Below are 20172 nucleotides of genomic sequence, written 5' to 3'. Positions count from 1 at the left end.
CGCTCCCCCCCGCGATTTGTGGGGGCGTGGTTTTGGGGGGAATCCCGGTCGGGATTCCCCCCGAAATCACGCCCACAGCCATTTCCGGCCGTCAGCGGGCCGGCGGGGCGCCGCCGAGGGCGGCCAGGCGCGAGCGCAGCAGCCGGCGGTCGCCCTCCCTGTCGACCAGGGAGAGTGCGCGCCGCAGTGCGTCCGCCGCCTCCGCGTCGCGCCCGAGCCGGGCCAGCAGGTCTGCCCGCACCGCCGGGAGCAGGTGGTAGCGCGCCAGGGCGGGGGCGTCCGCCAGGGCGTCGACCGCCTCGAGCCCCGCCGCCGCGCCCGCCGCCTCGGCCAGAGCGACAGCACGGTTGAGCGCGACGACGGGCGAGGGCGTCATCGTGACGAGCACGTCGTACAGGCCCAGGACCTCGCCCCAGTCGGTGTCCCCGGCGGCGGCCGCTCGCGCGTGCAGCGCGGCGACCGCCGCCTGTACCTGGTATGGCCCCGGACGGCGCACCGCCAGCACCTCGTCGAGCAGGCGCAGGCCCTCGTCGATCTCGTCCGTCCGCCACCGGCGGCGGTCCTGCTCCGCCAGCGTCGAGGACGCACCGTCGGCGCCGCTGCGGGCGTCCCGGCGGGCGTGCTGCAGCAGCACGAGGGCGAGCAGCCCGCCCGCCTCCGGCTCGTGGGGCAGCAGCCGGACCACCAGCCGGGCGAGCCGGACCGCGTCGTCGGCCAGGGCGCGCCGCTCGGCGGCGCCGGCCACCTCGTCCACCGGTTCGGCGTACGCGTCGTACCCCTCGGTGAAGAGCACGTAGAGCACCGCCAGCACCGCCGCGGTGCGCTCCGGCAGCAGCGCCGGCGGCGGCACCCGGAACGCGATCCCCGTGGCACGGATGCGCGCCTTGGCGCGGACCAGGCGCTGCGCCATCGTCGCCTCCGGGACGAGGAACGCCCGCGCCACCTGGGGCGTCGTCATGCCGGTGAGCGAGCGCAGCGTGAGGGCGACCCGCCCCTCGAGCGGGATCGCTGGGTGGCAGCACGTGTAGACGAGCCGCAGGAGGTCGCCGTCGGGGTCGTCGAGCTCCCACCGGTCGTCGTCCAGACCGGTGGCGACCTCGTCGGGGACCGGGTCCGCGGTGGGGTCCACGGCACGGGAGCCTGGGTCCACCCGTTCGGCCAGCCGGGCCGCAGCGGAGGTCTTCTCACCCTCGGTCCGACGTCGACGCAGCACGTCGATCGCGTGCCTGCGCGCCGCCGTCGTCAGCCAGGCACCCGGACGCTCCGGCACGCCGTCGCGCACCCAGGTGCGCAACGCGGTGGCGAACGCCTCCTGCGCGGACTCCTCGGCGAGGTCGAGGTCGCCCGTGGCGCGCGCGACCGCGCCGAGGACGCGTCCCCACTCGGTGCGGAACGCGTCCTCGACGGCGGCGCTCGGCGCCCCCCGTACCGTCATGCGGGCCGGTCGGTCTCCGTGGGCCAGAACGGGTGCACCTCGATCGTCCCGCCGCCCCAGGAGCCGGGGTGCTCGGCGGCGATCGCGAGCGCCGTCTCCAGGTCGGGCGCCTCGACGACGTCGAACCCGCCGATGACCTCCTTCGACTCCGAGAACGGGCCGTCCGTCACGAGGGCGGAGCCGCCCTGCACCCGGACCTGGCGCACGTCCGCCGCGGGACGCAGCCGCTCCCCCAGCACCCGCGAGCCGTCGGCGTCGTGGCGGCGCACCCAGTCCTCGATGTCCGGGGTCGGCCCGCGGTCGGGCACGTCGGGCTCGCGCACCAGGAACAGGTATCGCATCAGTCGCCCTCCGATCCGTCGAGGTTCAGCGGCCACACCGGACGCAGCTCGATGGCGCCACCGTGGGCCATGGGGTGCTCGGAGGCCATGGTGATCGCCGTGTCCAGGTCCGGCGCCTCGATGACGTCGAACCCGCCGATCGCCTCCTTGGCCTCCGAGAACGGGCCGTCCGTGACGACGACGCTCCCGCCGCGCACCCGCACCCCGACGGCGTCCTCCGGGGGGCGCAGACGGTCGCCCACCACCGCCGCGCCGCTGCCGTAGTACTTCTCGACCCATCCCTCGATGGCGGGTGCCCCCTCGGCGTCCCCGGGGCGCAGGTCCGGGTCGTCCGGCGTACTCAGCACCAGCATGAGATAGCGCATCAGGCCTCCTCGGTCCGCGTCGTGAGGGGCCGGCTGAACACCATCGGCCCATAGAACGCCACGTCGACGGCCTCGATGCCGTCGCCGACGCTGCGCCCGTCACGGTACCGGGCGGTGCCGGCCTGCCGCTGCGTGCGGCATGCCCCGAGGATCGTGTCCAGGAATCTCATCGCGTGACCTCTCGTCCTGCACGGCCCGTGCGGCCGTGTCATGAGGACGACGAACGGGGACCGGCCCGATCGACAACTCATTGATGCCCGTGCTCGCGATGCGGCGCGGCCGCTCAGTGCGCCTGGGCCGGATCCCGGTCCGTGGCATCGCCCACGAGCGTGCCGGGCCGGGTCGGACGGAGCGCCGCCGGCAGCAGCGCGGCGTGCGCCTCGAGCAGCTCGTCGGTCATCGTCCGGATCTGCTCGAGCGTGCAGTGCGCCGACGTCAGGGGGTCCATCGCGACGGCATGGTGCACGTGATCGACGTCGCCCGTCAGGGCCGCCCGGACCGCGAGCGTCTGGACGTTGATGTTGGTGCGGTTGATCGCCGCGAGCTGGGGCGGGAGGTCGCCGAACGAGGTCGGCTGCACGCCGTTCGCGTCGACCAGGCACGCCACCTCGACGCACGCGTCGTCCGGCAGGTTGGTGATGACCCGGCCCGCGTTGGGGACGTTGCCGTAGACCACGGCGGGCACGCCCGTCACCACGGCGTTGACGATCGACGCCCCGTACTCGACGGACGGGCTGAGGTCGGCCTTGAGGCGCTCGAGCTGCTCGTCCACGTCGCCCTGCTCGTCGTGCGCCGAGCAGATCTCGTAATAGTCCCAGCGCTCCGGGAGGTACTCCAGCGTGGTGGCCGCGTCCTTGCGGAAGTACGGCACGTACTCCGACGCGTGGTGGCTCGACTCGGTCTCGAAGTACCCGAAGTGGTTCATCAGCGTGGTGCGGACCTGCTCGTTGCCCCCCTCGTAGGTGCTCGCGGCGAGCGCCTCGTCGGAGTGGTCGCCGTCGTCGGTGAGCAGGTCGGCCGCCGCGCGGCCGCGCCGGTGCCGCTCCTTCATCACCTCGCGCAGGCGGGGGTAGAGGTCCTCGGTGCCACGGTGGAAGTCGAGCACCCACGCCTGGTGGTTGATGCCCGCGCACCGGTAGGAGACCTCGTCGTACGGGACGCCGAGGGTGCGGGCGAGCATGCGCGTGGTGCCCTGCACGCTGTGGCACAGCCCGACGGTACGCAGGCCGAGCGCGTTGAGGTAGGCGGTGGCCATGGCCATCGGGTTGGCGTAGTTGATGAACTGGGCGCCCGGGCAGACCTCGAGCGCGACGGTCGCGATGTCCTGGTAGGCCCGCACGGAGCGCAGGAAGCGGAACACGCCGCCGGGGCCGACGGTGTCGCCCACGGTCTGGTCCACGCCGTGGCGGCGCGGGATTTCGACGTCGTGCCGGTAGTAGTCCAGGCCACCCACCTGGAAGGTGATGATGACGAAGTCGGCGTCGCGCAGGGCCTCGCGGCGGTCGGTGGTCTGCTGGACGTCGGTGGGCAGCCCGTGGTGGTCCACGAGCTCGCGTGCGGCGCCCGCCACCCGGTCGAGCCGGCCAGCGTCGAGGTCCATGAGGCACAGGGTGGCGTCGCACAGGGCAGGGAAGCTGAGCAGGTCACCGATGAGGCGGAGCGGGAAGACGTAGCCGCCAGCACCGATGATGGTGATCTTCGGGGAATGAGCCATGCAGGGACGCTAGACCCGAGGATGGTGGTGAATCCTCCGGCTGGCTCGCCCCGGTCTCCGGGAACCGTCGGTGGGGGCGGCCAGCTCATCACGTCGCAGAGCAGCTTCTGCGACACGTTCCGGCAGATCTGCGGCACGGCGCCCGGCGACTACCGCCGCTCGCTCGGCTGAGCTGGTCGAGCCTGACGAAACCGGGTTTCGACAGGCTCAACCGGCGACGGCGTAGCCCGCGGACCGCAGCTTCTCCACCACCGCGGTGCAGTGCTCGTGCCCCTTGGTCTCGAGCTGCACGTTGACCAGCACCTGCGACACCGTCAGCGTGGTGTCGGTCCGCGTGTGCTCCACCTGCACGATGTTGGCGCCGGCGGCGGCGATGGTGTCGAGCAGGGCGGCGAGCGAGCCGGGCTTGTCGTCGATGCACAGGCGCAGCTGCAGGTAGCGGCCGGCGGCCACGAGGCCGTGCTGCACCACGCGCAGCAGCAGCAGCGGGTCGACGTTGCCGCCGGTGAGCACCGGCACGATAGTGCCGGGCAGCGAGCCGGGCTCGGCCGCCAGCACGGCCGCGACCCCGGCGGCGCCGGACGGCTCCACGATCTGCTTGCCACGCTCGGCGACGAGCAGCAGGGCGCGCGACATCTCCTCCTCGGAGACGGTGCGTACCTCGACCCCGAGGCGCTGCAACACCTCGAACGGCACGTCGCCCGGGGTGCCGATCGCGATGCCGTCCGCCATCGTCGGCCCGAGGGTGCCCGCCGTCGGCTGCCCCGCGGCGAGCGAGGCGGGATACGCCGCGGCGGTCTCGGCCTGAACGCCGACGACGCGCACGTGCGGGGCCGCCTCCGCGAGCACCGTCGCGATGCCCGCGATGAGGCCGCCGCCGCCCAGGGGGACCACGACCGTCCCGACGTCGGGCACCTGCTCGAGGATCTCGAGGGCGACGGTGCCCTGCCCGGTCACGACGTCCAGGTGGTCGAACGGGTGGATGAGCGTGCGGCCGGACCGCGCGGCCTCGGCGCGCGCGGCGAGGAGCGCCTCGTCCACGCTGTCGCCCACCTGCCGTACCTCGGCGCCGTAGCCGCGGGTGGCCGCGAGCTTGGGCACCGAGGCGTCGACCGGCATGTAGACGATGGCGTGGATGCCGAGCATCTGTGCCGCGAGGGCCACGCCCTGGGCATGGTTGCCGGCGCTGGCCGCGACCACGCCGCGGGCCTTTTCCTCATCGGGCATCCGGCTCAGGCGCGTGTACGCGCCGCGGATCTTGAACGAGCCGGCGCGCTGCAGGTTCTCGCACTTGAGCACGACGGGAGTGCCCGCGAGCTCGGACATCGCGCGGAACGCCTGCACCGGGGTGCGGATGACGACGCCGTCGAGCTCCTGCGCCGCGGCGCGGACGTCGTCGAGAGTGACGCGGTCGATCGGGGGGTGTGCTGCCACTTACCTGTTCTCTCCTGCCGGGCCCTCGTCGGTGGAGTCGGGGGCGACCTGCGACGCCCCCCGTCCCGACCAGAGGAGAGTACCGGGGAGCTGGGACCGGCGGCGCAGCAGCGGCACGTGGTCCTCGGTGCCGAGCTCGGGGAACTTGTCGTGCCCGTGGAAGTAGAGCAGCACGGTGTTGAGCACCGCCGCGAGCGGCACCGCGAACAGGGCACCGATGATGCCCGCCGCCATGCTGCCGGCCGCCACCACGAGCACCACGGCCACCGGGTGCAGGGACACGGCGTGGCCCATGAGAAACGGCTGCAGGATGTGGCTCTCGGCCTGCTGCACCAGCAGCACGATGCCAAGCATGATGAGGGCGGCGAACCAGCCGTTCGCCACCAGTACGACGGCGGTGGCGATCGCGCCGGTGACGATCGCGCCGATGATCGGCACGAACGACCCGATGAAGACGAGGATGCCGATCGGGAGCGCGAGGGCCGGGACGAAGAACGCGGACCCGACTCCGATGCCGACGGCGTCGACGAACGCCACGAGAATCTGCGTGCGCACGTACGCCGACAGGGTGACCAGGCCGCGGCGGCCCGCCTGGTGCACGGATTCGCGCGCCCGGACGGGCAGCAGGTTCACGAGCCAGGTCCAGATGGTGCGGCCGTCGAGCAGGAAGAAGATCGTGCAGAACAGCGCGATGAGCGCGCCGACGAGCACGTGCCCCACCGTGGTCGCCGCGCCCAGCGCCCCGGAGACCAGGCCCGAGTTGTCCACCATCGAGTCCTGCAGCTGCTGCCCGTACCCCGAGAGCTGTTCGGAGTCGAGGCTCAGCGGACCCTCGGCGAGCCAGGTCGTGAACTGCTTGAAGCCGGCGACCGCCTGGTCGGCGAGGTCCTGGAAGCCGGCGACGATGGACCTGCCGGCCAGCGTGATCAGGGCGCCGATGACGACGATCAGGCCCACCACCGAGATCGCGGTGGCGAGCCCCCGGCCCAGGTGCCAGCGCTGGAGCGTCCGACGCACGGGGGCGAGCAGGATCGTGACCAGCAGCGCGATCGCGACGGGCACGACGATCGTCTTCAGGGCCGCGAGCAGCCACAGGAAGCCGGCCACGGCGGCGGCGATCAGCAGGACGCGCCACGACCAGGCGGCCGCCACACGGATGCTCAGCGGGACGGCGTCCGCGCCGGAGGGGGAAGTTCGTTCCGAGCTCACCCGCAAACCCTAGGCGGCGCGCCGCTCCCCCGCGCGAGAGCCACGCCCGCGCCGGTCGCGGCGCTCAGCCGCCGACTTGGATCTTCACGGCGCGTCCACAGGTTGGTCGCCCCGACGCACCGATAGGTTCGCGGCGGGCAAGGTCGCCCGGGCCGGGCCCGTCGCTACGAGGAGGTAGCACGGACGTGACAGCGAACCCAGCGCAAGACGTCTGCAACACCCGTCGCACCACCCGTCCCACCCACCGTCCCACCCAACCCGCCGGCCGACGCCGCGCCTGGCGGCTCGTCGCCGCGGCGGCGTCCGCGTTGGTCGTGGTGCCGCTCGCGAGCGTCCCCGGCGCCGCGGCGACCGGCGACGACACCGGCGCGCCACCCGGCGCGGGCCCGGTCGTCCCGGCGGACCCGCAGGCGTGGAACGACCAGGCCGAGATGACGTGGGACGACTACGTGCCGGTGCGCCCCGACGAGTGGGCGTCCGCCGAGACCAGCACCGGCTCGGAATCGCAGTACCGCACGGCGGTGATCCTGGTCGAGTTCTCCGACCAGCCGTTCCTCATCACCCAGGAGCCCGGCACGCACCCGTTCGACAATCCGCAGGCCGACTGGACGCCCGTCCCGCAGGACGAGGTCGCCGGCTGGTACGAGGCGTACTACGCGACGCCGAACGAGTACAACGGCGGGCAGACGCTGCACTCGTACTGGATGGAGACCAGCCACGGGAAGATCGGCGTCGACGTCGAGGTGTTCGGCCCCTACGAGCTGCCCGGCAAGCTGCACGAGTACGGCATCGACGACCGCATGAACGGGCCGATCGAGAAGTACTGCCCGATGGGCGACGAGTGCGGCAAGGACCTGCGCGCGGACGCCACGAAGCTGTGGCGCGAGGACACGGGCTGCGCCGAGGGGCTGTGCGACTTCGACAACGCCTTCCTCGTCACGGCCGGTCACGACGAGTCCGCCACGTGGGAGGAGTTCGGCCAGCAGCGGTACGCGAGCCCCGAGGACGTGCCCGACGAGCTCGGGCCGCCGCGGAACGCGGACGGTACCCCCGTGCTCAACCAGCTCGGCGAGCCGATGACGAACTGGGCCAGCACCCGGTACGTGGACTGGACGTCGTGGCGGGCCGCGGCGAACCACTGGCCGAACGCGGGCGGCGGCATCTCGACCCAGGCGGAGAGCTCGGGGCTGAGCGTGTTCGCGCACGAGTTCAGCCACCTGCGCGGGCTGCCCGACAACTACAACAACCCGTTCGCCGACGACACCCGCAACTACACCGGGTACTGGGAGATGATGAGCCGCGGCACGTTCAACGGCCCCGGCGGCACCCACAACCGCTGGCAGGTGCCGAACGCGGGCGGCTCGGGCCTCGGCCCGCACCACATGGTGCACTACAAGCAGCAGCTCGGCGTCCTCGAGGACGAAGCGACGGTCCAGCTCACCCGCAGCGGGCTCGCGCAGGACGGCGTGGCCGTGACCACGCTGCGCGCCCGCGAGCACGTGCCGGGCGAGGGCGACAAGGTCGCGCTCGACCTCGACGTCGACGGCGGGTGGACCGCCGGGGCGTGCACGGCCCAGGTCCCCGAGGACCCGGACTTCTGGTGCCCGGACGGCGACAACTGGCAGGACTACACGATGGAGGTCGTGGACCGGGTCGGCAACGACTCCTTCGTCCCCGGCCACGGCGTGCTCCTGGCGCAGAACCGCGACCAGGGAAGCCCGCGCGAGTGGCTGGTCGACCCCAACCCGCAGGACATCGAGCGGGTCGACTACGAGGGGCCGGACGGCGAGCCCGCCCCGGTGGTGCGGGGCGACCCGCGCCAGCTCGACGACGCGACGTTCCAGGCCGGCACCGGCTCCGGCAGCGCGTCGGAGTGGGTGGACGAGCCCAACGGCCTGCACCTGTACGTGCTGGACACCCACCGCGACGCTGGCGGCGTCCTGTCGTACGACGTCGCCGCCCGGTCCCTCGAGGGCGCCGGCGACCAGGAGCGTGACGGGCGGCTCGGCAAGGCCCGGACCGCGCCGGTGGGCGGCGACGCCGCGCTGCTGACGTCGCGCCTGTCGAACACCGGCGAGGCGGGGTCGGGCCTGCACGGCTCCGACGTGTACCGCCTGTCGGCCACCGTGGACGGCAAGGGCTGGGACGTCGCGCTGCCCTACGAGGTGGCGGCTGTCGAGGCCGACGACGCGGCGATGGTCGGCGCGTACGCGACGGCGGGCGACGGCGCGTCCCGGCGGGCGACCGTGACCCTCACGGCCACCAGCGAGTCCGACCCCGACGTCGTCACCACCACCACCGTGACGCTCGAGAAGCGCGACCTGAGGGTCACGCACGCGAGCGCCGCGCGGCTGGTGCGCGACTACGCCGACCAGGACCTGCTCACCCGGAGCCAGCGCACGCGGCTGCTCGCCGACCTCGCCCTGGCCGCGGTGCTCCCGCCGAAGGCGGCGGACCGGGCGCTCGACCGCTTCGAGCGGGTGGCCGAGGACGTCGCGTCGGAGGGTCGGCGCAACCTCGCGAGCGCGGCGCTCGTGTCGGTGGCGCAGGACCTGCGGCGCTGACAACGCCGGTTGAGCCTGTCGAAACCCGCCGGTTGAGCCTGTCGAAACCCGCCGGTTGAGCCTGTCGAAACCCGGTTTCGACAGGCTCAACCAGCGGCGACGACAGGCTCAACCAGCGTCCGGGCGCCGCTTCTGCGGGTACGGGGTCTCCCCGCGCTCCAGCATTGCCGCGTACTTCGCGACGTTGCGCTCGCGCGCCTCGGCGGTCTTGAGAGCGCCCAGCCGGTGCAGGATGGCGTACCGGTTCTGCGACGTGAGGACGTCGAACATGGCGGCCGCACGCGGGCTGGCGGCGAGCGCCGCGGCCAGGTCGGGCGGCACCTCGGCCCGCGCGGGCCCGTGGTACGCGGCCTCCCAGCGCCCGTCCGCCTTGGCGGCGTCGATCTCCGCCTGTCCGCGCGGGCGCATCCGCCCCTCGTCGGTCAGCCGCGCCACGATCTCCTGGTTGCGCACGGACCAGCGGCTGCGCGGCCGGCGCGGGCAGAAGCGCTGCAGCGTCGAGTCTGCGCCCAGGCTGCGCATCTGGGCGTCGATCCAGCCGCTGCACAGCGCCTCCTCGAGCGCCGTCGCATAGGTGAGCGTCGTCGGGGCGGGGCGCCCCTTCTTGGCGAGCACCAGCCACGCACCGTCCGGGCGCGAGTCCTCGTGCTCGTCGAGCCACGCCCGCCACGCCGCCGGGTCGGGGAGCACGAGCTGCTCGGGCAGGCCGGTGCCGGCGCTGTCACTCGTCAATGTCGTCTCCTGTTCGGGCGTCGAGGAACGCGAGACCGTCACTCCACCGTCCTGACCTCGGTCGTCACCGCACCGTGCGGCGACGACCATCCTGCCGTCACCATCCCGGGCCCGCGCAACGACGACGACGGAACATCCCGCGCCGCCGGGCGGTTGCGACTGTCGGGGCCGCTCCATGGACCCGTCAAGGAGGTAACACGATGAACTCGATCTTCGACCAGCTGCTCGGCCGCTCCGGCAAGACCACGATGGTGGCGCCGGAGGAGGCGTTGCCCGGGCGCGAGTCGCCGGTGCTCCCGGCGCCGCGGCCGCATACGGTGCTCGGCACGTCGATCACGGGCCCGTGGCCGGAGGGCACGCGAGTGCTCTACCTGGCGATGGGCTGCTTCTGGGGCGCCGAGGAGATCTACTGGCAGGTGCCCGGCGTCGTGAGCACCGCCGTCGGCTACATGGGCGGCACCACGCCGAACCCCACGTACGAGGAGGTGTGCTCGGCACGCACCGGGCACGCCGAGACGGCGCTCGTGGCGTACGACCCGACCAAGGTCTCCGAGGCCGAGCTGCTCAAGATCTTCTGGGAGCGGCACGACCCGACGCAGGGCTTCCGCCAGGGCAACGACGTGGGCACGCAGTACCGGTCCGCCGTCTACTGGACCACACCGGAGCAGGAGCAGGCGATCCGCGAGACCGCCGAACGGTACGGCGAGGTCCTGGCCGCCAAGGGCTACGACCCCATCACCACCGACCTGCGCCCGGCCGCCGAGGCGGGCCCGTTCTACTACGCGGAGGACTACCACCAGGAGTACCTGTCCGACGCGAAGAACCCGCACGGCTACCGCTGCCACGCGACGACGGGCGTCCCCTACCCCGACGCCGCCTGATCCCCGCCCGGGCCGGGCCGAAGCCGGCCCGGGAGATCGTCACGTGTGCTTGTGGTGTCGCCTGTCCCTGCCGTCCCCGTCCGAGCAGACGAAGCTCGAGGCACTCTCGGGTGCGCCCGACCGGTAGCGCGCGACGGCCGGGTAGACGCAGAGCGGGCGGCTGCGGTCCGCGGACCAGCCGGCCGGAAGGGCCGGGTTCGACGGGTTCACCGTCGCGACCAGGGAGTCGGGGGCGTCGCCACGCTCGACCCAGTCGACCAGGGCGGCCAAGGCGGCATAGCGGTCGGTCGCCGGTCCCCCGCTCACGTGGCCCATGCCGGGCACCTCGAAGTAGCGGGCGAACCTCTCGGCGTGTCCGCGGTTCCCGGCGTCGAGGGCCCGGTACCAGTCGGCGGTGTCGTCGGGCGAGAAGACAGCGTCGGCCGCGCCGTGGATCACCATGAGCTTGCCGCCCCGGTCGCGCAGGGTGTCGAGCTCGGCCGGGTCCGGCGGCGTCATGAACGACATCGCGCTCTCGGCGTAGGCCCCGCTCGTGGCGTCGATCGATGCGGCCGCCGCGTCGATGTCAAGCCCGAGCGCGTACCCCCGCAGGTCGGCCAGGATGCTCGGGTCGGACGGCGGCGTCGAGAACACGAACCCGAACGCGCCCGGGTCGAGCGTCACCGACGCATCGAACTCCCAACCGGCCCAGCCGGGCTGGGTGAGCCCCGGGTCGTACGGGAAGGAGCTGTAGACCTCCTCCCCGTCGCTCGTGGTCGCACCCGCGAAGACGCCGCCCACCACGGCCTTCTGCTCGGTCGTGAGGCAGGTGCCGTCACGACTCTCCGCGCACGTGGGCACGTGGCGGTCGATCGAGAACTTCTGCTGGCACCGCGCGCTCGCCTGCACCATGCCGTCCTCGAGGCCATCGAGACGGTCACAGCGATCGAGGATCGCCTCGGCGACGACGGCGCGCTCGGCGGCCGTGAACGCGGTCGACAGGTCGGTGGTCGTGGTGGCGAGCGTCGCGTACTGCTGGGCGCCCCATAGCTGGGCGACCGCGGCCTGCGGCAGGTTGAAGCCCGGCGCGACGGCAAGGAAGCCGTCGTAGTCCTCGGCGTAGCGCGCCGCGCCGACCATGGTGTGCCGGCCGCCGTTCGAGCCTCCGGTCATGTAGGAGCGGTCGGGGCCGCGCCCGTAGGCGGCGGTGACGAGCGCCTTCGCCATCGGCGTCAGGGTGCCGACGGCCTGGTAGCCGTAGTCGAGCCGGGCCTGCGGGTCGAGGCCGAACGTCGGGTTCTGGCCCGGGCCGTGCCCGGCGTCCGAGCTGATCACCGCCATCCCCTGCTGCAGGCCGCTCTCCCCGCCGCCGACGCCACCGATCGCCGTCGCCACGTTGCCGTCGATGCCGCCGTTGGCCTGGTAGAGGTACCGCCCGCTCCAGTCGGTCGGCAGGCGCATCTCGAAGCCGATCGCGTACGTCTGCCCGTCGACCTCGCTCACCCGCTCATTCATGCGGCCGGTCACGAGGCAGTGCTCGCCGATCGACTCGCCGCCGTTGCTCAGGGTGCCTGCCGCCACCAGCGAGGCCCCGGTGACGACGGTGTCCCCGTACCGGAAGCCCTCGAGCGACTCGCACTCGAGGAGGGTGCCGGGGGTTGCGGCGCTCAGGTGCGGGGGCCTGTGCCGGTCGCCGTGCTGCACCGCCGCGGCCGGCGAGATCGCCGCGCCGACGAGGAGGGCGGCGGTCGCGGCGGTGGACAGCACGGCCGTGAGCCGTCGCGCTGCCGTCCTCATCGGTCAGCTCCCGTCGAGGTGCCTCTCGGCCCGAACGGACACGTTGTCGTGTGCATGTCGATCCCTCCGTGCGCCGTCCGGAGAGTCCACCTCGCCGAACGAGTGCGGGACGGGGTGCGTCGTCGCGCCCCATTGGCCATACGATAGGGGGAATCGTTGATATCTTCAACGATTTTTCGTTGTGAATATCAACGATTCTTGTGGCGCCTGCCGAACGCCCACCGCGTGACACTCCAGCGCAGCACCCTCGGCAGCACCGCGACGACCAGCGCCAGGAGCCGCGACTACCCGAGCAGCAGCACCACGAACCACAGGTGCCCCGACTCGAAGTGCTCGCCCTGCACGACGAACGGCGCCTCGGCCGGCTCGAGCCGCGCGTCGAAGAACCGCGGGTAGAGCTCCGCGTAAGAAAGGTCGGAGCCTCGCGGGTGCGCTCGCGCACCCACACCGGGAACGGGAGCAACAGCACGGTGGCCACGACCAGCGGCACGCCGAGCCGCAGCAGCCGCTCGCCGGCGTAGCGGGCGGGGGTGCGCCGCGTCAGCGAGCGCCGCGACGCCCAGCCCGAGACGGCGAACAGCGCCGGCATCGCCCACACGACGGCGACGGCGTCGCCGGGCACCGCACCGTGCGGGGGCCGCACTCCCCGATCGTCGCACCCGGGGCGCCTCCGGTCGAGGCCGGTGCCCCGCCCCGTGCGGACCGTCCGCTCTCAGCCCTGCAGGAGGTGCAGCACCGCGAGGACGCGGCGGCTGTACCCCCCGGTGGCGTCGAGGCCGAGCTTGGTGAAGATGGCGTTGCCGTGCTTCTCGACGGCGGACAGCGACAGGTGCAGGGCGGACGCGATCCCTGCGTTCGTCCTGCCCTCCGCCATGAGGCCGAGGACGTCCCGCTCGCGCGCGGTGAGACGAGCAAGGGGGTCGGCCCGCCCGGTGCCGGCGAAGAGCTGGCGCACCACCTCGGGATCGACGACGAAGTCGCCGCGCGCGACCCGGTGCAGCGCGTCGAGCAGCTCGGAGACCCGCATGACGCGGTCCTTCAGCAGGTAGCCGACGCCGGACCCGGCCCCCGTGACGAGCTCGCGTGTCGGCCCGGTCTCCACGTACTGGGAGAGCACGAGCACCGCGACCGACGGCCACCGGCGCCGGATCTCGACGGCCGCCCGGATGCCCTCGTCCGTGTGCGTGGGCGGCATGCGCACATCCACGAGCACGACGTCCGGCGGCGTCCGGCGCGCCAGCAGCGCGAGCAGCTCGTCGGCGTCGCCGACGGCGGCGTCCACCGCGACGCCCTCGTCCTCGAGGAGGGCGCGCAGCCCTTCGCGCAGCAGCGCGGAGTCCTCGGCGATCATCACGCGCACGGCAGCACCGCTCGCACGGCCGTCGGCCCGCCGGCCGGGCTGTGCACGCCGAGCGACCCCCCGAGGGCGGCGGCACGGGCGGTGAGCCCGGCGAGGCCACGGCCGGGGTGCACGCCCGCGCCGCCGACACCGTCGTCCTCGACCGTCACGGACACCGCGCCGTCGGCCGGCGCGACGACCACGTCGACGCGCGTCGCCCGGGCGTGCTTCGAGACGTTCGTCAGGGCCTCGGCGACCACGTAGTACACGCAGGCCTCGACCTCGGGCGGCACCCGGCCCGCGAGCCGGAAGTCGAGCCCGGCCGACGGGGTGGCACGCGCCGCCAGCCGACCGAGGACCGGGCGCAGGCCCTGGGTGTCAAGGGCCGCCGGGTGCACACTCCACGCGACGTCGCGCACAGCGGTGAGCAGGCGACCGGTCTCGTCCGCCGCCTGGGCGAGCAGGGCGTCGCGCGTCCCGTCGTCGGCGGCGCGGCGGCTCCGGTCGACGAGCATCCCCAGCGCGACGACGTGCTGCTGGGCGCCGTCGTGCAGGTCCCGCTCGATCCGGCGGCGCTCCGCCTCGACCGCCGCGACGATGTCTGCGCGCGACGCGACGAGCGACTCGATGCGGGAGACCAGCTCAGCACGGTCGTCGGAGCCGAGGTACCGGCCGGCGGTTGCCCGCTCGAGCGCTGCCGCCCCGATCAGCCCCATCACGGCCAGGTAGAGCAGCAGCACGCCCGGGACCGCCGCGGAGAGGATCGTGAGTCCGGTCGTGGGCTCGCCCTCGTCGTTCGAGAGCGCCGGGACCCGCACGTCGAATCCCCAGGACGCGAGCATCAGGGCCGCGGCGAGCACGCCGTAGGCGAGCAACGCCACGACGCCGAGGCCTGTGAGCCCGACCACGAGGCGCACGGCGAGGTAGCGCGCGTGACGGTCCGGCGCGACGGCGACGTCCACCGGCCGCCCGAGCCATCGTTCGAGACGCCGCACGTGGACCTGCACCACGGATGAGAGCACCCGGTCGCGCCAGGCACATGCGCTCGGCAGGACACCGCCGACGGCCGACGCGCCGGCTGCCACGACGAGCGCGGCCCCGTCGAGAGGTGCGAGACATGCCCCCAGCACGACCCCGTACGTCGCCCGGGCGGCGGAACTAGGGATGGCCACCCGCCGACCCTAGCCACGCGGCGCGCGCACCGTACTGCGGTGAACCGCACCCCTGACCTGCGGTTGTCCCGCGAGTTCCATGCGCGAAGCCCCGATGCGGCGCCGACCCCACGGTTCCTAGTGTCGACGGCATGAGCACACCACTCCTCACGACGGCCGCGAGCGCCGCCGCAGACGACCCCGGGATCCTTACCCGCCTCACCGACTGGGCCGTGAGCCTCATGGAGACGCTCGGCGCACCGGGTGCCGGTCTCGCCGTCGCCCTCGAGAACCTCATCCCGCCCATCCCGAGCGAGGTGATCCTGCCGCTCGCCGGGTTCACGGCCAGCCAGGGCACCCTCGGTCTGCTGCCCGTGATCCTGTGGACCACCGCCGGCTCCGTCATCGGTGCGCTCGCCCTCTACCTCGTCGGCGGGGCGATCGGACGGCAACGACTCCGCCGCCTCGTCGAACGCATGCCCCTCGTCCGCGTCGAAGACCTCGACACGGCGGAGGCCTGGTTCGCGCGGCACGGCGAGCGCGCCGTGCTGCTCGGCCGCTTGATCCCGATCGTCCGGAGCCTGATCTCCGTCCCCGCCGGCCTGGAACGGATGCGGCTCGGCCGGTTCCTGGCGCTGACGGCCATCGGCAGCGGCATCTGGAACACCGCCCTCGTGCTGGTCGGGTACGTGCTGGGCGAGCAGTGGCACGCCGTCGAGGACCTCATGGGCCGGTACCAGTCCGTCGTCATCGTCCTGGCCGTCGTGGCACTCGGGTGGTACGTGGTGCACGCCGTCATCACCCGACGCGCGGTGGCCGGTCGCCGGCACGCCCGCTCGCGCTGACCTGCCGGCCGTCCTGGCCTCAGCAGAACGTGTCGAGCAGGCGACGGCAGCGCACCGGGTCCTCGGTGAGCCCGTGCTCGAGCCCCCACAGCAGGTACGACGTCGCGCGCAGCACCACCCAGGCGCGCGCCCGGTCGCGGGGCACCCCGGCCGTGCGGACGAAGGCGTCGAAGGCCGCGAGCACGCCGGCCTCGGTGGGCAGCTCGTCGAGCCGGGTCCACAGCACGCGCGCGAGGTCGGCCTCCGGGTCGCCGCGCCACAACACCGGGTCGACGACGAGCCAGGGCGCGCGCGTGCCGGCCAACACCTGGTCGTGGTGCAGGTCGCCGTCGACGGCCCGGCCCGACGTCGGCGCCGCGGCGCGCTCGGCGGCCAGGGCGAGCGCCACGTCGAGCTGATCCGACGGCACCGGCTCCGCGAGCCGTGCCCAGTCGGCGGCGAACGATCCCGCCATGCCCGCCGCGATCCCGGCGGTGGACGGCACGTCGTCGGGCGCGGGGACGGCGAGCGTGCGCGTGAGCTCGGCGAGCACGTCGATCGCGTCAGCGAGCGGCTCGTCCGCGAGCGACCGCCCGGCGTCGAGGCGCTCCAGCAGCATCGCGCGGTCCGCCTCGTCGGCGTCGACCAGCAGCACGGTGCCGCGCCCCGCCCACACACGCAGGGCGCGGGCCTCCTCGGCCACGTCGTCGCCGGGCGGGGCGAGGCGCAGCGCGAGGCGCTCGTTCCCCCTCCGCACCGGGACGACCAGGGCGTTGGACCCGTGCGCGGGCTCCCCGTCGACGGCGAGCCCCCAAGACGCGCACCGCGCGGCCGCGCGGGCGGGCAGGGCATCCAGCCAGCCCCGCCCGGCGACGTCGTGCCACCATCGCGGCATCGCGCGGAACGAGGGCGGCACGGTGATCACGTGCGCCACGGTAGCCGCCCGCCGCGATGCAGGACCCGAGGCCCGGTGCGCCGACCGGGTGTGGAATAGGAGCATGAGCGAGCAGAGCACCGCCCCCGACGTCCCGACCCTCGCCGCCGCGGACGGCACCGCGATCCCCGCCGTCGGCTTCGGCACCTACCAGCTGAAGGGAGCTGCCGGCGCCGACGCGATCTCACGGGCGATCGACACCGGCTACCGCCTGATCGACTCCGCGTTCAGCTACGAGAACGAGGGCACCGTGGGCCGCGCGGTCCGGGCCTCGTCCGTACCGCGCGAGCAGCTCCTGGTGACGTCCAAGCTGCCCGGCCGCCGCCAGGCCTACGACGACGCCGTGGCCGCCGTCGAGGAGTCGGTGTACCGCACCGGGCTCGACTACCTCGACCTGTACCTCATCCACTGGCCCAACCCGCGGATCGGCACGTACGTCGAGGCGTTCCAGGCGCTCGTCGACTGCCGCGAACGGGGGCTGATCCGCCACGTCGGGGTGTCGAACTTCCTGCCCGAGCACCTGGACGCCGTCACCGAAGCCACCGGCGTGACGCCCGTCGTCAACCAGATCGAGCTGCACCCGTACTTCCCGCAGGCCGAGCAGCGCGCCGCCGACGCCGAGCGCGGCATCGTCACCGAGGCGTGGAGCCCGATCGGCCGCGCCAGCGCGATGCTGGGCGACCCGGTGATCGCGGAGGTGGCCGCCGCCCACGGGGTCTCCCCCGTCCAGGCGATCCTGCGCTGGCACGTGCAGCTCGGCGTCGTGCCCCTGCCCAAGGCGTCCAGCCCCCAGCGGCAGGCGGAGAACCTCGAACTGTTCTCGTTCGAGCTCACCGACGACGAGATGGCGCGCCTCACCGGCCTGGGGCGCCCCGACGGGCGCACCGCCGACCAGGACCCGGCGGTCTACGAGGAGCTCTGAGCCCCGCCCGCGGGACGGGTGGCGCGCCCGTCCCGCGGCCCGAAGGTGCGCAGCGCCTCCGCGTCGCTCGCCGCCGACCGCAGGAAGTACTCCGCCCACTCCGCCGCGTCGGGGTACGCCGACCCGGCGACCACCGCCGCCACCGCGGCGTCGACGTCGACCGGCGTGTGCCGCAGGGCGACCTGCCCGTCGCGCAGCAGCGCCCATGACCCGCCCGGGCGGCCGTAGGGCATCCCGACGCTGCCCGGGTTGACGACGAGGCGCCGGTCGACGAGGCGCACGAACGGCATGTGCGTGTGCCCGCAAAGCACCGTGGTCACGTCGCCGTCGAGGCCGCCCAGCACGTCGGCCCACCGCTCGAGCGAGGAGTCGACGAGCACCACCTCCTCGTCGTCGCGCGGGGTCCCGTGGCACGCCACCACGCGCCCGAACCCCCGCACCCGCAGCTCGACGGGGTGCGGCAGCCCGACCAGGAGCTCCACGTCCGCGGGCCGGAGCTGGGCCGCCGCCCACGGGGTGATCGGGTCGGGCACGACGCCGGAACCGTCGCGGGCGTGCGCGACGAGCTCGCGGTCGGCGTTGCCCCGCACCAGCACGGCCCGGTCGCCGAGCCCACGCAGCCGGTCGAGCACCTCCACCGGCTGCGGGCCCGCGGCGTGGTCGCCGGTCACGACGACGACGTCCGCCGCGCGCACGTCCGGCTCCGCCAGCACGGCGTCCAGTACCGGCAGCACCCCGTGCACGTCGGAGAGCACCGCGACGGTGCCGATCTCGTCCGAGTCCTGACGCATGTCCTGACGAATGTCCTGACGAATGTCCTCGCGCATGGCCCCACGGTCGCAGGCGCGAGGCCGGGCCGCACGGCCTTCTGCTCCTGGCAGCACGACCGCAGCACGACCGCAGCACGACCGCAGCACGACCGCAGCACGACCGCAGCACGACCGCAGCACGACGGCACCGCGACAGCGTCGGGGTCGGGTGGGACGATCGACGCGTGCTGCTCGCCGAGCTGGTCACCACGCACGCCGCCGTCGCCGCGACGCGCTCGCGGCTGCGCAAGCGCGAGCTGCTCGCGGGCGCCCTGCGCGCCGCGGACCCGGGCGACGAGGTCGAGATCGTCGCTGCGTTCCTGTCGGGGCGTCCGCGCCAGCGCCGCACCGGCCTCGGCTGGCGCACGCTCGGGTCGTTGCCGTTGCCGGCCGACGAGCCGTCGCTGAGCCCCCAGGACGTCGACGCCGCCCTCGCGCACCTGGAGCGGCTGGCGGGGGCGGGCTCCCAGGCCGCCCGCCGCGCCGCCGTCGACGAACTGTTCGCGCGCGCCACGGCCGACGAGCAGGACTTCGTCCGCCGCCTCGTGCTGGGCGAGCTGCGCCAGGGGGCGCTCGACTCGCTGCTGCTCGACGCGATCGCCTCCGCGGCGGACGTACCGCTACCGGTCGTACGCCGCGCCGCCATGTTCAGCGCGCTCACCGGCCCGATCGCGCGCGCCGCGCTCTCCGGGGGCGCGCCCGCCCTGGAGGCGTTCCGGCTCGAGCCCGGGCGGCCCGTGCGCCCGATGCTCGCGTCGTCGGCGCCCGACGTCGCCACGGCCCTCGAGCGCTTCGGGGGCGCCGAGGTCGCGGCCGACACCAAGCTCGACGGGATCCGCGTGCAGGTGCACCGCACCGGTGACGAGGTCGTCGTGTTCACGCGCTCCCTCGACGACGTCACGGAGCGGCTGCCGGAGGTCGTCGCCGTCGCCCGCTCCCTCGACGTGCGGACCGTGGTACTCGACGGCGAGGCGATCGCGCTCGACGCCGCCGGCCGCGCGCGCCCGTTCCAGGAGACCGCGGCACGCACGGGCAGCCACGACGCCGAGGCGGGCAGCGCCGCCGTGCCGCTGAGCGTGCGCTTCTTCGACGTGCTGCACCACGACGGCACCGACCTCATCGACGCGCCCGCGGCCGAGCGCCTCGCGGTGCTGGACCGGGTGCTTCCGCCCGAGGTCGTGGTGCCGCGCCTGGTGTCGGCCGACGTCGGCGAGGTCGAGCGGTTCTTCGCCGACACCGTCGCCGCCGGCCAGGAGGGGCTGGTCCTCAAGGCGCTCGACGCGCCGTACGCCGCCGGGCGCCGCGGCGCCGGCTGGGTGAAGGTCAAGCCGCGGCACACGCTCGACCTCGTGGTGCTGGCCGTCGAGTGGGGCTCCGGGCGCCGCGAGGGCCTGCTCTCCAACATCCACCTGGGCGCCCGCGACCCCGCCACCGGCGGGTTCGTCATGCTCGGCAAGACGTTCAAGGGCATGACCGACGCGATGCTCGCCTGGCAGACGCAGCGGTTCACCGAGCTTGCGACGTCCCCCGCGGACGGGTCGTCGTACGTCGTCACGGTGCGGCCCGAGCAGGTGGTAGAGATCGCCTTCGACGGCGTGCAGCGCTCCACGCGCTACCCCGGCGGGATGGCGCTGCGCTTCGCCCGCGTGGTGCGCTATCGCGACGACAAGACGGCCGCGGAGGCCGACACCGTCGAGACGGTGCGCACCCTCGGCACCTAGCCGTCTGTACTAGCTGCCCGT

The 20172-nt window shown here is 73.9% G+C and carries 20 protein-coding genes; 6 read left to right on the top strand and 14 right to left on the bottom strand.

Going from position 1 to position 20172, the window contains the following annotated elements; all coding sequences use genetic code 11:
• Positions 1-91 precede the first annotated feature (91 nt).
• The 5 genes from AC1C2W_RS02245 to melA form a co-directional block, all read right to left on the bottom strand.
• Entirely contained in the window at positions 92-1435 is a 1344-nt protein-coding gene (locus AC1C2W_RS02245; RefSeq protein WP_495412253.1) for an RNA polymerase sigma factor, read from the bottom strand.
• Positions 1432-1776: a YciI family protein gene (locus AC1C2W_RS02240; RefSeq protein ID WP_495412252.1), complete on the bottom strand. Its 345-nt coding sequence runs from the start codon at positions 1774-1776 to the stop codon at positions 1432-1434. The genes AC1C2W_RS02245 and AC1C2W_RS02240 overlap by 4 nt, the downstream gene beginning before the upstream one ends.
• Complete coding sequence (locus tag AC1C2W_RS02235; RefSeq protein WP_495387996.1) at positions 1776-2141, bottom strand: YciI family protein; 366 nt, start codon at positions 2139-2141, stop codon at positions 1776-1778. The genes AC1C2W_RS02240 and AC1C2W_RS02235 overlap by 1 nt, the downstream gene beginning before the upstream one ends.
• Positions 2141-2311, bottom strand: a complete 171-nt coding sequence (locus tag AC1C2W_RS02230; protein ID WP_495387997.1) for a hypothetical protein — start codon at positions 2309-2311, stop codon at positions 2141-2143. Before AC1C2W_RS02230 ends, AC1C2W_RS02235 begins: the two co-directional genes overlap by 1 nt.
• Positions 2312-2424: 113 nt before the next feature.
• Positions 2425-3855 (bottom strand): alpha-galactosidase, encoded by a 1431-nt coding sequence (gene melA, locus AC1C2W_RS02225; protein ID WP_495412251.1) that lies wholly within the window; start codon positions 3853-3855, stop codon positions 2425-2427.
• Between the two features lie 27 nt (positions 3856-3882).
• On the opposite strand from melA, the gene AC1C2W_RS02220 reads away from it, so the two are divergent.
• Entirely contained in the window at positions 3883-4026 is a 144-nt protein-coding gene (locus tag AC1C2W_RS02220) for a hypothetical protein (protein ID WP_495387999.1), read from the top strand.
• 36 nt (positions 4027-4062) lie between these two features.
• Here AC1C2W_RS02220 and ilvA read toward each other — a convergent pair whose 3' ends face one another.
• Both ilvA and AC1C2W_RS02210 read right to left on the bottom strand, forming a co-directional pair.
• Positions 4063-5289, bottom strand: coding sequence for a threonine ammonia-lyase (gene ilvA, locus AC1C2W_RS02215; protein WP_495388000.1), 1227 nt, complete (start codon positions 5287-5289; stop codon positions 4063-4065).
• Positions 5290-6498 carry an AI-2E family transporter gene (locus tag AC1C2W_RS02210; RefSeq protein WP_495388001.1) on the bottom strand — a complete coding sequence of 403 codons (1209 nt, stop codon included), beginning with the start codon at positions 6496-6498 and terminating at the stop codon, positions 5290-5292.
• Positions 6499-6683: 185 nt separating this feature from the next.
• Between AC1C2W_RS02210 and AC1C2W_RS02205 the strand changes: the two genes are divergently transcribed.
• Entirely contained in the window at positions 6684-9062 is a 2379-nt protein-coding gene (locus AC1C2W_RS02205; protein WP_495412250.1) for a M6 family metalloprotease domain-containing protein, read from the top strand.
• A 108-nt stretch (positions 9063-9170) separates the two neighbouring features.
• Here AC1C2W_RS02205 and AC1C2W_RS02200 read toward each other — a convergent pair whose 3' ends face one another.
• A complete protein-coding gene (locus AC1C2W_RS02200) occupies positions 9171-9794 on the bottom strand; it encodes a YdeI/OmpD-associated family protein (protein WP_495412249.1) in 624 nt (207 codons plus the stop codon).
• Positions 9795-9994: 200 nt separating this feature from the next.
• Between AC1C2W_RS02200 and msrA the strand changes: the two genes are divergently transcribed.
• Complete coding sequence (gene msrA / locus AC1C2W_RS02195) at positions 9995-10675, top strand: peptide-methionine (S)-S-oxide reductase MsrA (protein WP_495388004.1); 681 nt, start codon at positions 9995-9997, stop codon at positions 10673-10675.
• Between the two features lie 39 nt (positions 10676-10714).
• On the opposite strand, the gene AC1C2W_RS02190 is transcribed toward msrA, so the two are convergent.
• The 4 genes from AC1C2W_RS02190 to AC1C2W_RS02175 all read right to left on the bottom strand — a co-directional run bounded on the left by AC1C2W_RS02190 (position 10715) and on the right by AC1C2W_RS02175 (position 14962).
• Complete coding sequence (locus tag AC1C2W_RS02190; RefSeq protein ID WP_495412248.1) at positions 10715-12451, bottom strand: tannase/feruloyl esterase family alpha/beta hydrolase; 1737 nt, start codon at positions 12449-12451, stop codon at positions 10715-10717.
• A gap of 284 nt (positions 12452-12735) precedes the next feature.
• On the bottom strand, positions 12736-12897 hold the full coding sequence (locus AC1C2W_RS02185) for a hypothetical protein (RefSeq protein ID WP_495388006.1): 162 nt from the start codon (positions 12895-12897) through the stop codon (positions 12736-12738).
• 266 nt (positions 12898-13163) lie between these two features.
• Positions 13164-13802, bottom strand: a complete 639-nt coding sequence (locus AC1C2W_RS02180; protein WP_495412342.1) for a response regulator transcription factor — start codon at positions 13800-13802, stop codon at positions 13164-13166.
• Entirely contained in the window at positions 13802-14962 is a 1161-nt protein-coding gene (locus tag AC1C2W_RS02175) for a sensor histidine kinase (RefSeq protein WP_495412247.1), read from the bottom strand. Before AC1C2W_RS02175 ends, AC1C2W_RS02180 begins: the two co-directional genes overlap by 1 nt.
• Before the next feature lie 131 nt (positions 14963-15093).
• Here AC1C2W_RS02175 and AC1C2W_RS02170 point away from each other — a divergent pair, with 131 nt between their 5' ends.
• The gene (locus AC1C2W_RS02170) at positions 15094-15786 is read left to right on the top strand and encodes a DedA family protein (protein ID WP_495412246.1); all 693 of its coding nucleotides are present in this window, start codon (positions 15094-15096) and stop codon (positions 15784-15786) included.
• 19 nt (positions 15787-15805) lie between these two features.
• Here the strand turns inward: AC1C2W_RS02170 and AC1C2W_RS02165 are convergent, their stop codons facing one another.
• Positions 15806-16690, bottom strand: a complete 885-nt coding sequence (locus AC1C2W_RS02165; RefSeq protein ID WP_495412245.1) for an aminoglycoside phosphotransferase family protein — start codon at positions 16688-16690, stop codon at positions 15806-15808.
• Between the two features lie 73 nt (positions 16691-16763).
• On the opposite strand from AC1C2W_RS02165, the gene AC1C2W_RS02160 reads away from it, so the two are divergent.
• A complete protein-coding gene (locus tag AC1C2W_RS02160; protein WP_495388010.1) occupies positions 16764-17621 on the top strand; it encodes an aldo/keto reductase in 858 nt (285 codons plus the stop codon).
• Here the strand turns inward: AC1C2W_RS02160 and AC1C2W_RS02155 are convergent.
• Positions 17606-18448, bottom strand: coding sequence for a metallophosphoesterase family protein (locus AC1C2W_RS02155; protein ID WP_495412244.1), 843 nt, complete (start codon positions 18446-18448; stop codon positions 17606-17608). The genes AC1C2W_RS02160 and AC1C2W_RS02155 overlap by 16 nt on opposite strands.
• 167 nt (positions 18449-18615) lie before the next feature.
• Here AC1C2W_RS02155 and AC1C2W_RS02150 point away from each other — a divergent pair, with 167 nt between their 5' ends.
• Positions 18616-20151: an ATP-dependent DNA ligase gene (locus AC1C2W_RS02150; protein ID WP_495412243.1), complete on the top strand. Its 1536-nt coding sequence runs from the start codon at positions 18616-18618 to the stop codon at positions 20149-20151.
• Positions 20152-20172: the final 21 nt, after the last annotated feature.

The sequence above is a fragment of the Isoptericola sp. Y581 genome (assembly GCF_059445475.1).
This window is presented reverse-complemented; position numbering and strand designations above follow the sequence as displayed.